Here is a 12900-nt window from a genome sequence, read left to right on the forward strand (position 1 = left end):
GCACCTACCGGGTGCGGGGAATAGATAGTTAGCCTGCTTTCTTTTATGTTCACGGCACGCGATGATGCAGGCCTCTAACCGCCGCCCGCGAACGAGCCTTCATGCCCGAGCCACAAACGCCCGCTCAAAGCTCCATGGCGATCACCCTGCAGATCGTCTCCATCGTCTTCTATACCTTTATCGCCTTTCTTTGCATCGGCCTGCCGATCGCGGTGTTGCCAGGTTATGTCCACGAACAACTGGGCTTCAGCGCGGTGGTCGCCGGGCTGACCATTGGCGCGCAATACCTGGCCACCCTGCTCAGCCGGCCCATGGCCGGGCGCATGTCGGACACCGTGGGCACCAAGCGTTCAATCATCTACGGCTTGCTGGGGATTCTGCTCAGCGGGGTGCTGACCCTGGTTTCGGTGCTGCTCGTCCAGTGGCCGCTGCTGAGCCTTGCCGTGCTGCTGGGCGGGCGCCTGCTGCTGGGGGTAGCCCAGGGCCTGATCGGGGTCGGCACCATCAGTTGGTGCATGGGCCAGGTCGGCGCGGAGCACACCGCGCGGTCTATCTCCTGGAATGGCATTGCCTCCTACGGCGCTATCGCCATTGGTGCACCGTTGGGGGTGCTGATGGTCCAGCAATACGGTTTCACCAGCCTCGGCATCGCCTTGTCGAGCCTGGCGATCCTGGCGTTGCTGCTGATCCGCAACAAGCCTTCGGTGCCGGTGATTCGCGGCGAGCGCCTGCCGTTCTGGGCCGTGTTCGGGCGCATTGCGCCCTTTGGCGCCAGCCTGAGCCTGGCCTCCATCGGCTACGGCACCCTGACCACCTTCATCACCTTGTTCTACCTCAGCCGCGGCTGGACCGGCGCGGCCTATTGCCTGACGGTGTTCGGCGTGTGCTTTATCTTTTCGCGGCTGCTGTTCATCTCCTGCATCAGCCGTTTCGGCGGCTTTCGTTCGGCCATCGCCTGCATGTGCGTCGAAACCCTGGGCCTGGCCCTGCTGTGGCTGGCGCCCTCCACCGGCTGGGCCCTGGTGGGGGCCGGGTTGACCGGCTTCGGCCTGTCGCTGGTGTACCCGGCCCTGGGAGTGGAGGCCATCAAGCAAGTGCCCAACAGCAGCCGTGGCGCAGGCTTGAGCGCCTATGCGGTGTTTTTCGACCTGGCACTGGCCATCGCCGGGCCGTTGATGGGCGCGGTGGCGTTGAACCTGGGGTATTCGTGGATTTTCTTCTGCGCCGCCCTGCTCTCGCTGACCGGCCTGGGCCTGACCCTGATGCTCAAGCGCCGGGCCGGCGCCTGAGTCATTGATCGGCGGTCTGCATCCCGGCCCGGCTTGGCCGACCCAGCGTATGGGCGAAGAAGTTGCCGGCTTCGAGAATCAGGTTGCGGTGGATGTCTTCACGGTCGACGCCGTCGGCATCGGTGCACAGCGCCGGCATCGCGGCCATCTGCTGTGCGGAACAAGGCGCCATGAACACGAAATGCCCGGCGCCGGCCAGCAGCTTGAAGTCCGGGGCCACCGGCAGTTTGCGCGCCAGGGCCGCGGCGTTCTTGTCCAGCGCCACCAACTGGTCGCCATCACCACTGTAGAGCAGCACCGGCACATGCACCCCGGCCAGGGTCTGGCGGCCGAACTTGAGGCTCAGGGGGGCCAGCAGCATCAAGGCATGCACCCGGGGGTCGGCCACCGGTTGCAGGTCGTCGCGGTCGACGATCAGTTCGCCCTGGGTGTTGCAGGCATCCCGGTCATTGGGGCGCTCCTGGCAGTAGCGCCGCAAGCGGTCCAGGTCCGGCGTGGCGCCGGAGAGAATCAACGCAGTCTCGCCACCGGCGGAATAGCCGATCACCCCCACCTGGTCGGCATTGACGAAGGGCGACAGCATCGGGTCGCCGAGGGTTGCGGTGATGGCTTCGGAAATCTGGATCGGCCGTCCGTACAGATTGCTCAGGGTACCCAGACGGCTGTGGTCCTTGGAGTTGTCGCCGGGGTGAATCACCGCCACCACGACAAAGCCCTTGCGTGCCAGAGAGGTGGCCAGGTCATGCAGGGCCAGAGGGGTGCCAGTGTTACCGTGGGACAGCATCAGCATCGGGAAGCGGCCGATGGCGATCTTGGCATCCCGCGAAGCCGCGATCTGATAGCCCTCAAGCTGGCTGCCGTGCTCGATACCGGTGGATGGGTAGAAGGCGATGGCGCGCATCGGTTGCCGGTCCAGGGGGTCGAGAAAACTCATCTCGTGAAAGCCCACGCTCCAGTGCGGATGCGGCCCAGGGGCGGCCTGCACCGAAAGCAGGCTGCTGAGCAGGCAGATCAGTAACATTGCACAAAGACGTTTCATCGCACGCCCACCTTTGCCGCCGGATCGAGAAAGCCGTTCTCCCCTGCCATCCCTTGCCGCCAAGGCCTTGCAGCTGTACCACGCCGTAGCCAGGGATGCACAAGCCGGGAGCCTTGCTCCGTGTGTTGCATAACCCGGGCCAGAAACCCTTAACACCACAATAAAAAAACTCCGCACCCTGCCCACTTCATGCGGTGAGCAGAATACAGAGTTTAGTGGCCCTTGCCGTGCAGCAAAGGCTCTTTACACAAGCCTTACGCGGCAGCGAAGAGTTGCTGGCTGATCTGCGCCTGGGCGTCGCTCATGGCTTTGCTGCGTACTTCCTCGCCGTAGGCCAGGCCATGGGCGCGAACGAATTCGACATCGGTGATGCCGAAGAAGCCGAACAGCACTTTCAGGTAGTCCTCGTGAGCCACGCCAGTGGCCTGGCCCACGTGCAGGCCGCCGGAAGTGGACACCACAATCACTTTCTTGCCGCCGCACAGGCCTTGCGGGCCGGCTTCGGTGTAGCGAAAGGTCTCGCCAGCCACGGCGATGCGGTCGATCCAGGCCTTGAGTTGGGTGGGAATGGTGAAGTTGTACATCGGCGCGGCGACTACCACGGTATCGGCAGCCTTGAATTCGGCCAGGGCCTGAGCGCTAAGCTGGGCCTCATGCTTCTGCGCGGCGTCACGCAGCTCCGCGGCGGTACCGGCAGCCACCAGGGTGGCGGCGGAGAAGTGGCTGATGGCGTCATTGGCCAGGTCGCGGTAGGTCACCACGGTGGCCGGATGAGCGGCTTTCCAGGCCTCGACCACACTGTGGCTGAGCTGACGGGAGGCCGAGTTGTCACCAAGAATGCTGGAATCGATATGCAAGAGTTTCATCTGGGATCTCCAAGTGAGGACCGCCACTGGGCGATCGGATGTGGGCAATCCTACAGATGAAACCAATAGCTGATTAGCCGGTATAAATGCGATAGTTCGTCCCATCAGCAGGACAGTCGAGCGAAAAACCATCATGCAAGACCTCAACGACCTCTATTACTTCGCCAAGGTGGTGGAAGCCGGTGGCTTCGCCGCCGCCGGACGCCTGCTGGGCATTCCCAAATCGCGGCTGTCACGGCGTATCGCCGAGCTTGAAGAACGCCTCAACGCCCGGCTGCTGCAACGCACCACCCGGCAACTGAGCCTGACTGCCGTGGGCGAGCGTTACCTGCGCCACTGCCAGGCCATGCTGCTGGAAGCGGAGATGGCCGACGAAGCCGTGGCCAGCATGGCCAGCGAACCCCGGGGGCGCCTGCGGGTGTCGAGCCCGGTGGGCCTGGCCCACGAACTGCTGACACCGCTGGTCAGCAGCTTTCTGGAGAAGTACCCCCAGGTGCAGCTGGAAATGCTCCTGCTCAACCGCCGTGTCGACCTGATCAACGAGGGTGTGGACGTCGCCCTGCGGGTGCGCGAGCTGGGCGACGAAGACCCGCTGCTGGTGACCCGGCGCCTGCGCCGGGCCCAGACGGCGATCGTGGCGACCCCAGACTTCCTCCGGCAGTACCCGGTGGAGCATCCGGAAGACCTGCGGCGCGTGCCGATTCTCGGCGCCCTGGAGGCCGACCGCCTGGTGCACCTGCGCCTGCTGGACCAGCAAGGCCAGGCCTGCGACCTGGCCCTGGAGGCACGCCTGGGCATCGACGACTTCATCGTGCGCCGTGCCTGTGCCCTTGCTGGCCAGGGCTGCACTGTGCTGCCCATGCTGTATTGCGAGGAGGAACTGGCCAGCGGCCAGTTGGTGCAGATGCTGCCGCAATGGTCATTGCCCGGCGGCTGGCTGCAGGCCGTGTATCCTCACCGCCGGGGTGTGATGCCGGCCGTGCGCGCCTGGATCGAGCACTTGAGTGAATCCTTCGAACGCTGCGGAGAACGACTGTTGTGAAAGCCCGAACCTTGAATGAAAAGCAAGTGGCGCAATTCTGCCTGGGCCTGCCGGGTGCGCGGGAAGACTACAAGTGGGGCGGTGTGCGGGTGTTCTCGATTGCCGGCAACAAGATGTTCGCCGTGCAGCACCTGCGGGGCGACTCGCTGGCCTTCAAGGTCGATCAGGAGCTGTTTCTCGGCCATGTCGACCGCCCGGGCATTGCGCCGGCGCCCTACCTGGCCCGGGCGCACTGGATCATCATGAACACCCCCTACCCCCTGGGCGCCTCGGAGCTCGAGGCGCTGCTGCAGCGCTCTCACCAGTTGGTAGTGAGCAAGCTGCCCAAGCGGGTTCAGGTGGGTTTGCTGCTCTAGAACAGGCTCAGCAGGCTGCTTTCCAGAAACAGCCGGTCGATCCAGAACACCTGGTGCAAGGCCACGATCAGCCAGAACACCAACTGGTAGGAGACCTTGCGGGTCTTGTGGCGCAACAGCTGCTGGGCCAGCAAGGCCCCGGGCCAGCCACCGGCCAGTTCCAGGGCATGCAGGACGTTCTCCGGGGTGCGCCGGCCCTCGGCCTGGGCCCGGCGCTTGTCGTGCCAGTAGACCAGGAAGGCCAGCAGGCTGAGCGCGCCATAGGCGATCAGGGGAATGAGCGAAATCCCCTTCCACCACAGCGACAGCGAACCGAACAGCGGCAACCCGCACAGCAGTACGAACGCCAGCAGCTTGGCCCTGGGGTGCTGGAGCCGCGCAGCACTGGCCGAGGGCGCCGGGCGCCGGGCCGTACTCATGGCTTGGCCGCCGTCCAGTCGACCCAGCCGAACTGCCAGGTCGCCAGGATCAACAGGCCGAAGGCAATGCGATACCAGGCGAAGGCCGCGTAGCTGTGGCTGGCGATGAACTTCAGCAGGCCCTTGACCGCGATCATGGCGAAGACAAAGGCGGTGACGAAGCCGATGGCGAACACCGGGAAGTCATCGGGCTGGAACAGATGGCGGTACTTGTAGCCTGAATACACCGCGGCGCCGACCATGGTGGGCATGGCCAGGAAGAACGAAAACTCGGTGGCGGTCTTGCGCGACAGGCCGAACAGCAGGCCGCCGATGATGGTGGAGCCCGAGCGCGAGGTGCCCGGGATCATCGCCAGGCACTGGGCGCAGCCGACCTTGAGCGCGTCCTTCCAGGTGATGTCGTCCACTGTCTCGGCATGCACCTGGTGCTGCCGGCGCTCGGCCCACAGCATGATGAGGCCGCCGACCACCAGGGCCGTGGCCACGGTAATGGGGTTGAACAGGTAGGCATGGATCAGGTCGGCGAAGATCACCCCCAGCACCACCGCCGGCAGGAAGGCGATCAACAGGTTGATCGTGAAGCGCTGGGCCTTGGGCTGGGTCGGCAGGCCGATCACCACATCGAGGATCTTGCGGCGAAATTCCCAGACAACCGCAAGGATCGCCCCCAACTGGATAATGATGTTGAAGGCCATCGCCCGCTCGCCGCCAAAGTCGAGCAAGTCGGCCACAATGATCTGGTGCCCGGTGCTGCTGATGGGTAAAAACTCGGTCAGGCCTTCGACAATCCCGAGTATCAATGCCTGTGCGGCGGTCCAAAGATCCATCAATTCCCCCATGAGGCGATGCTCGTGGCATGCCTCTTTTTAATTGGTCAAAGCATTTGCTGCGTCGAGCGTAGCCGAGAAATCGGCGCTCGTAAGATCAACACAAGCCCATGAAAATTATGTGAAAAGTTCAGAAAGGTTCAGGTTTTCGGCAAAGGCGCCGAAATCCTAACAGACAGGCGCAAAACACGCCGCGATGTTATTGGACTTCCGTAGGGTTGGCGCTGGAAGGCCAGCGTGCTTGGATGCTCCGGGCCTTTTATGACAAGAACAAGAATCTGGAGTGACCGGATGATGAATAGCTTACGCAAGATGTCCATCAGTCAGCGCCTGTGGCTGATCCTGATCGTGGCGGTGCTGACCCTGGTGACCCTGGGCGTGATGATGCTCAAGCAGATTCATGGGGACCTGTACCTGGCCAAGGCGCAGAAGACCCAGCACGTGGTGCAGACCGCCGCCGGCGTACTGAATTACTACCAGGGCCTGGAAGCCGCCGGCAGCCTGACCCGCGAGCAGGCGCAGAAGCAGGCGCTGCAGGTGATTCGCGGGCTGCGCTACAACCAGAATGACTACTTCTGGATCAACGACCTGACGCCGGTGATGATCATGCACCCGGCCAACCCCAAGCTCGACGGGCAGAACCTGGCCGCGGTCAAGGACCCGGACGGTTTCGAGGTGTTCAACGAGATGGTGACCCTGGCCAAGGCCAAGGGCGGCGGCATGGTGGACTACCGCTGGCCCAAGCCCGGCGCCGAGCAACCGGTCCAGAAGACCTCCTACATCCAGCTGTTCCAGCCCTGGGGCTGGATCATCGGCTCCGGAGTCTATATCGACGACCTGCAGGACGAGTTCTACGCCCAGGTACTGCGCGCCTCCTCCATCGGCCTGGTGATTGCCCTGCTGATGGCCGCCCTGGTGGTGCTGATCGTGCGCAGCATTGTCAGCCCGCTGCGCGAAACGGTGCACGCCATGGCCAACATCGCCAGCGGCGAAAGCGACCTGACCCGCAGCCTCGACACCCACGGCCAGGACGAGGTCACCGAACTGGCCCGGCACTTCAACGGCTTTACCGCCAAGTTGCGCGGTGTGGTGATGCAGCTGCAATCCAGCGCCGCAGCCCTGGAACAGTCCTCCAGCGAACTGGGTAGCAACGCCAACGACGCCCAGGAGCGCAGCCAGCAGCAATCCCAACAGATGGAACAGGTGGCGGCCGCTATCAGCCAGGTCACCAGCGCAGTCCAGGATGTGGCGCGCAACGCCGAGCATGCCGCCACCGAGGTGTGCGAGGCCGAGGCCCAGGCCCAGCAGGGCCAGGTCAACATCGACGGCAGCTTGCAGCAGATCGACCAGCTTTCGGTGACCATCGACCAGGCGGTGGAAGTGATCCGCACCCTGGCGGCAGAAAGCACCCAGATCGGCACGGTGCTGGAGGTGATCCGCTCGATTGCCGAACAGACCAACCTGCTGGCCCTGAACGCTGCTATCGAGGCGGCCCGGGCTGGTGAGCAAGGGCGCGGCTTTGCCGTGGTGGCCGACGAAGTGCGCCTGCTGGCCCAGCGTACCCAGCAGTCCACCGCGGAAATCCAGGGCATGATCGAGCGCCTGCAAAACCACTCCGAAGCGGCGGTCAAGGTCATCGGCGATAGCAGCCGAGCCTCGCAACTGACCATCGAGCAGGCCGGGCTGGCCGGCGCCAGCCTCAACGCCATCGGCCAGGCACTGCGCAACCTCAACGGCCTGAACGCGACGATTGCCAGCGCCACCCTGGAACAGGCCCATGTGGTGGAAGACATCAACCACAACGTCGGCCAGGCAGCCGGCCTGTCCCAGGGCACGGCCCTGGCGGCCCAGCACTCCAGCGCCGCCAGCCGCCACCTCAAGGAGCTGTCGGAGCAACTCAACGGCCTGTTGCGCCAGTTCCGCGTCTGACCCCTCGCTGAACCCAAGGCCCCGGACTGACGCCCGGGGCCGACTCTGGGTACAATCGCCCCCCTCCTCCATTTCCCCAAGGAACCGCCATGTCCGGGCTTGAACTGTTTGCCGCCGCCCTCGGCGTGATCGCCGTCTGGCTGACGGTCAAACAGAACCCCTGGTGCTGGCCCATCGGCCTGGTCATGGTGCTGCTGTACAGCTGGATCTTCTACGAGGTCAAGCTCTATTCCGACATGCTCCTGCAGGTGGTCTACGCGGTGCTGCAGCTCTATGGCTGGTGGCAGTGGACCCGGGGCGGCGAACAGCACCAGGGGCGGCCGGTCAGCCAGTTGCAGTCCAGCGGACTGCTACAGGGGCTGGCCCTGGGCGCAATGGGCAGCCTGCTGCTGGGGGCTGCCATGGCCCACTGGACCGACGCCGCGCAGCCCTGGCTGGACGCCGCCTTGACCGCCTTCAGCCTGGTGGCGCAGTGGTGGATGGCGCAGAAGCGCGTGCAATGCTGGCCGCTGTGGATTGCCGTGGACGTGATTTTCGTCGGGCTGTTCGTCTACAAGGAGCTCTACCTGACGGCGGCGCTGTATGCCCTTTTCACCCTGCTGGCCGTCCAGGGCTGGCGAGCCTGGCGCGCCGACCCGGCCCTGCAGTCGTGAAGGTCCTGGTACTGACCGGCCCCGAATCCAGCGGCAAGAGCTGGCTGGCGAGCGAGCTGCAAGCCCACTTCGGTGGCATCCAGGTGGGCGAATACGTGCGCCACTTCATCGAGCAACAGGGCCGCGACACCTGCCTGGCGGACATTCCCGAGATCGCCCGGGGCCAGCTCGCCTGGGAAGATCAGGCCCGCGCCCAGCAACCTGGACTGCTGATTCTCGATACCCACCTGTTAAGCAACCAACTCTGGAGCCAGACCCTGTTCGGCGACTGCCCGCCGTGGCTGGAACCCCAACTGCTGGCCCGCCACTACGACCTGCACCTGCTGCTGTCGCCGGAAGATGTGGCCTGGAGCGACGATGGCCAGCGCTGCCAGCCACAACTGGCAGAACGCCTGGCGTTCTTCGAGGCTACCCGCCATTGGCTGGAGCAACACCGCCAGCCGTACCGCATCATTGGCGGCGACTGGCAAGCCCGCCGGCAACAGGCCTTCGAGCAGGTCCGGCAACTGCTGCAAGCGTGATCGGTGCAGTGCCGCAGGGCCACAAGTGTCCATCCCTGAAACACCTGCCCGGCCATCAGGCCGCCATTTTCCGCGGTGGCGCCCACGGCCGGGCAAACTGTTAAGCCCCTGATACACCCCCGCAGCAACCCCTGTTCCAGAGCGTTGCCCCGGTTATGGCCAATGGCCGTCGGGGGTAGGTGTCTCATCCCTGAAACAGTCCCGAAAGCCGACGCCCCGCAGCGTTCGCAAGCCGTTGAATCTTAAAAACAAACAAAAAGCGGCACGGCTTCTGCTCTCTTCCTCGCAACGCCGGCTAGGGCCAGCACTGAGAAGAAGGAATACCGCCGTGGGGACGCTGAATAAAAGTTTCACCCGCCTACTGCTGATCGGCTGCGCCGTCAGCGCGGTGTACAGCCTTCCGGTGATGGCTGCGGGGAATGGCGAAATCATCATCCAGCGCACCGTCCAGGCGCAGCCCATCGGCCGCGCACCTTTGCAAAAGGATCCCAACCCCGTCGAGGTCAACACCAACCCGTCGGTCCTGGTCAATCAGATGACCAGTAATGAAATGAGCGATGGCGACTTTGCCGGAATCAAGACCGGAGCGCTGGTCCGCGGCACGGTGCTGTCCGGCAGCGCCGGTGTACCCGGCATGAATGTGCTGACCAACAACAACGGCCTGCCCGGCATGTCCGCCGGCCATGGCGGCGGTGCGGGCGCCAGTATCTCCAACTCGATCAACCGCAGCATCAGCTCCGGCATGGCTCCCTTGAGCAACATTGGAGGGCAATAACATGAGTCGCTCCCTGCTGTTCCTCGCCTTGCTGACCTGCACCGGGGCCATGGCCGACTCGGCCAGCCCAGTCACCGATACCTCGAACATCCAGAACTCCGGCGCAGGCTATACCGGCAACTTCAACGTCAACCAGGCCGCCGGCGACCAGCAGCAACAGACCAACGTACGGGCCATTGCCATCGGCACCAACGCCACGGCAACCACCAGCGTGACCCAGAAGATCACCACCGCCGCCAGCCGCGCGGTCAACGCCAGCAGCACCATCGGCGGCAACTCTTTCAGCAACGGCAACGGCGCACTGGGCGTGAACCAGTCGGCCGGGGCCAACAACCAGATGGCCAATGCCCTGCGGATCAGCATCAGTGCCAATCCGCAAAGCATTGACGACAGCGCCCTGTCGCAACAGAACGTGGCGCTGTTACCAGACTCAGGAGCAACTGGCACTCAACAAGGCAGCCGCCAGGTCGTTACCAGCGACCAGGCCTTCACCGGCAGCCGTGGAGTGATTCAGGTGAACCAGAGTGCCGGGGTGGGGAACCGAATGGCTAACACCCTGAGCATCCGGGTCGCAGATTGACCCCTCGTAGTGCAATTAGAAAGTACCAACACTTAACCAACTAATAAGCACCGGAGAAACACCATGAAACCTACAATGGCTCTCAAACCACTGGTTTTCGCACTGGCCGCCGTCATGGCAATGGCTGCTCAGGCAGGTGGTAACGATCATGGTAACAACGGCGGTCATGGCAACGGCCATGGCGATCACGATCAAGGTCCGGACCTCAGCACTCTGCTGCAAATCACCGCTGGAGCCGGTGCCGCAGTCATCGATGTGCAGAACAGCAACACCAACGTAGTGAAAAACCAGGGCACCAACAACAACGCCAAGGCCGACAACTCCCTGAACAACTCCAACGGCAACATGGGTGCCAACGTCGCCGCCGGCGACGGCAACCAACAAGACAATGCCGCTGCCCTGGCAACCGCTGACGAAAGCTTCATCTTCGGCAGTGCCGTGGCCGCTTCCAGCGCCACCCAGGTCAACAACAACAACTACGTGAAAAACTCCTCGACTCAGAACAACGCCGTGCTCAACAACTCCGGCAACAACGGTTCCGGCAACATCGGCATCAACGTGACCGCCGGCGACTTCAACCAACAGAAAAACAACCTGGCCATTGCCGTTTCCGGTGGCCGCGTAGCCACTGCCGCTGCTTCAGCCAACCAGCAGTCGACCAATCTGGTCGTGGATAACAAAGGTGTCCAGGCCTACAAAAAAGACACCCTCTCTGGCGGCTTCGTTGCCTCCGGCACCTACAAAGGCACCGGCAGCGGCAAAATCGAAGGTGGCGACGATCACAGCGGCCATGGCTATGGCGACAACAAAGGCCACGGCAACGACGATCAAAAATTCACCTTCAAAGAACAAGGCACCATCGAACTGGCTGGCTACTGGACCCAGCAAGTGCTGACCAAAGACGGCTGGAAAAACCCAGTGGTCAACAACGCCAGCATGACCAACTCGATGAACGGCTTCTCCGGCAACGGCGGCGCCAACGTCTCGGCCGGTGTGGGCAACCAACAAAGCAACTCGCTGTCCATCGCTGCTGGCTGCAAAGCCTGCATGTAATCGCGATCGTAACGAAAGCCCCGGAAACGGGGCTTTTCCACAGTCCGACCAAGGCGTAACGATCATGCGTACTGCGATCCTCTCTCTCTTGCTTTGCCTCTGTGCTCCCGTCCAGGCTGCGCAGATGGCCGTCGCCGGCCTGCCCGGTGGCAACCTGATCTTCAAACAGGTGCAGAGCGTGCGCGAGCGCAAGTTCAGCGACATCGTCGAACAGAAGACCGACTTCAGCTGCGGTGCCGCCGCACTGGCGACCATTCTGCGTCAAGCCTACTGGCTTGATGTCGATGAGGAGCACGTCATCAAGGGCATGCTGGTCAATTCGGATCAGGGCCTGGTGCGTACCCAGGGGTTCTCCATGCTCGACATGAAGCGCTACGTGGAAAGCATCGGCATGCGCGCCCGGGGCTACCGGATTCCGCCAGACAAGCTCGAGGCGGTGACCATCCCGGTGGTGGTACTGATGGAGATTCGCGGCTACAAGCACTTCGTGGTGATGCAGCGGGCGCAGAAAGGCTGGGTCTATATCGGTGATCCAGTGCTGGGCCACAAGCGCTACACCCATGATGACTTCGTCAAAGGCTGGAACGGTATCGTGTTCGCCATCATCGGCCCTGGCTACGACAAGGCCAACGCCTTGCTCGACCCGCCAGCCCCACTGACCGCGAAGAACAAGCTCGATAACTTCTACCCGGTCAGGGACGCGGACTTGATGGACTTCGGCTTCATCCAGAGCGACTTCTTCTAGAAGCGCAAACACTATAAAGGGGCAGGATGCTCCGGGAGCAGCAAGCAGATGAAGACTTCATACTGGCTGGCCGCCGCCTGCCTGGCAGCAGCTCTTCCAGCACATGCTGGTTTCAAGCCCGAACTCATCCAGGATCAGGAACTGTCGCAGTTGCGGGGCCGTTACGTCATGCCGGGGCGGATCATCAGCTTCGGCATTGTCATGAGCAGTACCTGGCGCAACGCCAGCGGTGACCTGATCGGCGCGTCCACTTCGCTGCAGATCCAGCAAGCCACGATCAAACCGCAATTCTACGTCTCCACCATCAGCCAGGCCGGCAATGGCACTACGCCCCCGCCCGGGACCGGCAACGTGATCGGCGGCGCAGGGCTGGCCAGCGGCCAGGGCGTAACCCAGAGCGTAAGGGCCGCCGGCGACGGCAACTCGGCCTACAACAACATCAATATCAATGTCACAGAAGCCAATCAGGCGCCGGCACTGGCGGCCGGTGTGGGGCAGGCATTGATCAGCGGCCAGACCATCACCGGCAGCAACGCCGCCGGCAGTGTGGCGGTGTCGGCCCTCAACGGTGGCATCCAGATGGCCATTCAGGCCAGCGGCAACCAGGGCAATGCCTTGCAGCAAGTGGCCCAGGGCAATTTGCTGCAGAACACCCAGTTGATGGGTAACAGCAACCTGGTGAACAACATGACACAGCTCAATGTGGTGCTCAGGAACAACGGTCCCAGCACCGGTGCTTTGGACTGTAATTTGAGTACGCTCAACGCTCTACGCAAATTCTGATCTTGAACTACGCTGATTCTCGA

Annotated in this window: 15 protein-coding genes and 1 pseudogene; 12 read left to right on the forward strand and 4 right to left on the reverse strand. The window is 63.1% G+C overall.

The genetic code is table 11. The annotated features are described in order from the left end of the window. The first annotated feature begins 101 nt into the window (after nt 1-101). Nucleotides 102-1289, forward strand: coding sequence for an MFS transporter (locus PFLCHA0_RS15675; RefSeq protein WP_015635687.1), 1188 nt, complete (start codon nt 102-104; stop codon nt 1287-1289). A 1-nt stretch (nt 1290) separates the two neighbouring features. Here PFLCHA0_RS15675 and PFLCHA0_RS15680 read toward each other — a convergent pair whose 3' ends face one another. Continuing rightward, nucleotides 1291-2328: an alpha/beta hydrolase family protein gene (locus PFLCHA0_RS15680; protein WP_011061396.1), complete on the reverse strand. Its 1038-nt coding sequence runs from the start codon at nt 2326-2328 to the stop codon at nt 1291-1293. Nucleotides 2329-2582: 254 nt separating this feature from the next. Beyond that, entirely contained in the window at nt 2583-3194 is a 612-nt protein-coding gene (locus tag PFLCHA0_RS15685; protein WP_011061397.1) for an FMN-dependent NADH-azoreductase, read from the reverse strand. Nucleotides 3195-3327: 133 nt separating this feature from the next. Between PFLCHA0_RS15685 and PFLCHA0_RS15690 the strand changes: the two genes are divergently transcribed. Together PFLCHA0_RS15690 and PFLCHA0_RS15695 are read left to right on the forward strand one after the other, a co-directional pair. After that, nucleotides 3328-4236, forward strand: a complete 909-nt coding sequence (locus PFLCHA0_RS15690; protein ID WP_011061398.1) for a LysR substrate-binding domain-containing protein — start codon at nt 3328-3330, stop codon at nt 4234-4236. An 11-nt stretch (nt 4237-4247) separates the two neighbouring features. Next, nucleotides 4248-4592, forward strand: coding sequence for an MmcQ/YjbR family DNA-binding protein (locus PFLCHA0_RS15695; RefSeq protein ID WP_172621765.1), 345 nt, complete (start codon nt 4248-4250; stop codon nt 4590-4592). On the opposite strand, the gene PFLCHA0_RS15700 is transcribed toward PFLCHA0_RS15695, so the two are convergent. Further along, entirely contained in the window at nt 4589-5011 is a 423-nt protein-coding gene (locus PFLCHA0_RS15700; RefSeq protein WP_015635690.1) for a DUF1294 domain-containing protein, read from the reverse strand. The two genes, PFLCHA0_RS15695 and PFLCHA0_RS15700, sit on opposite strands and share 4 nt — an antisense overlap. After that, nucleotides 5008-5838, reverse strand: a complete 831-nt coding sequence (locus PFLCHA0_RS15705) for an undecaprenyl-diphosphate phosphatase (RefSeq protein ID WP_011061401.1) — start codon at nt 5836-5838, stop codon at nt 5008-5010. The genes PFLCHA0_RS15700 and PFLCHA0_RS15705 overlap by 4 nt, the downstream gene beginning before the upstream one ends. A gap of 384 nt (nt 5839-6222) precedes the next feature. On the opposite strand from PFLCHA0_RS15705, the pseudogene PFLCHA0_RS32335 reads away from it, so the two are divergent. The 9 genes and pseudogenes from PFLCHA0_RS32335 to PFLCHA0_RS15745 all read left to right on the forward strand — a co-directional run. Further along, nucleotides 6223-6909: pseudogene (locus tag PFLCHA0_RS32335) on the forward strand (cache domain-containing protein); the annotation flags it as partial. Between the two features lie 123 nt (nt 6910-7032). Further along, complete coding sequence (locus PFLCHA0_RS32340; RefSeq protein WP_408634966.1) at nt 7033-7767, forward strand: methyl-accepting chemotaxis protein; 735 nt, start codon at nt 7033-7035, stop codon at nt 7765-7767. Nucleotides 7768-7856: 89 nt separating this feature from the next. After that, complete coding sequence (gene pnuC, locus PFLCHA0_RS15715) at nt 7857-8420, forward strand: nicotinamide riboside transporter PnuC (protein WP_011061403.1); 564 nt, start codon at nt 7857-7859, stop codon at nt 8418-8420. Further along, entirely contained in the window at nt 8417-8941 is a 525-nt protein-coding gene (locus PFLCHA0_RS15720) for an AAA family ATPase (protein ID WP_041752268.1), read from the forward strand. The genes pnuC and PFLCHA0_RS15720 overlap by 4 nt, the downstream gene beginning before the upstream one ends. A gap of 328 nt (nt 8942-9269) precedes the next feature. After that, nucleotides 9270-9716 (forward strand): hypothetical protein, encoded by a 447-nt coding sequence (locus PFLCHA0_RS15725; protein WP_011061405.1) that lies wholly within the window; start codon nt 9270-9272, stop codon nt 9714-9716. 1 nt (nt 9717) lies between these two features. After that, nucleotides 9718-10296 (forward strand): hypothetical protein, encoded by a 579-nt coding sequence (locus PFLCHA0_RS15730; protein ID WP_015635693.1) that lies wholly within the window; start codon nt 9718-9720, stop codon nt 10294-10296. Between the two features lie 63 nt (nt 10297-10359). Further along, nucleotides 10360-11349 (forward strand): hypothetical protein, encoded by a 990-nt coding sequence (locus PFLCHA0_RS15735; RefSeq protein WP_011061407.1) that lies wholly within the window; start codon nt 10360-10362, stop codon nt 11347-11349. Nucleotides 11350-11413: 64 nt separating this feature from the next. Further along, nucleotides 11414-12094 (forward strand): C39 family peptidase, encoded by a 681-nt coding sequence (locus tag PFLCHA0_RS15740; RefSeq protein ID WP_011061408.1) that lies wholly within the window; start codon nt 11414-11416, stop codon nt 12092-12094. Between the two features lie 48 nt (nt 12095-12142). Next, the gene (locus tag PFLCHA0_RS15745) at nt 12143-12877 is read left to right on the forward strand and encodes a hypothetical protein (RefSeq protein ID WP_011061409.1); all 735 of its coding nucleotides are present in this window, start codon (nt 12143-12145) and stop codon (nt 12875-12877) included. Nucleotides 12878-12900: the final 23 nt, after the last annotated feature.

The sequence above is a fragment of the Pseudomonas protegens CHA0 genome, from assembly GCF_000397205.1.
Lineage (GTDB): Bacteria > Pseudomonadota > Gammaproteobacteria > Pseudomonadales > Pseudomonadaceae > Aquipseudomonas > Aquipseudomonas protegens.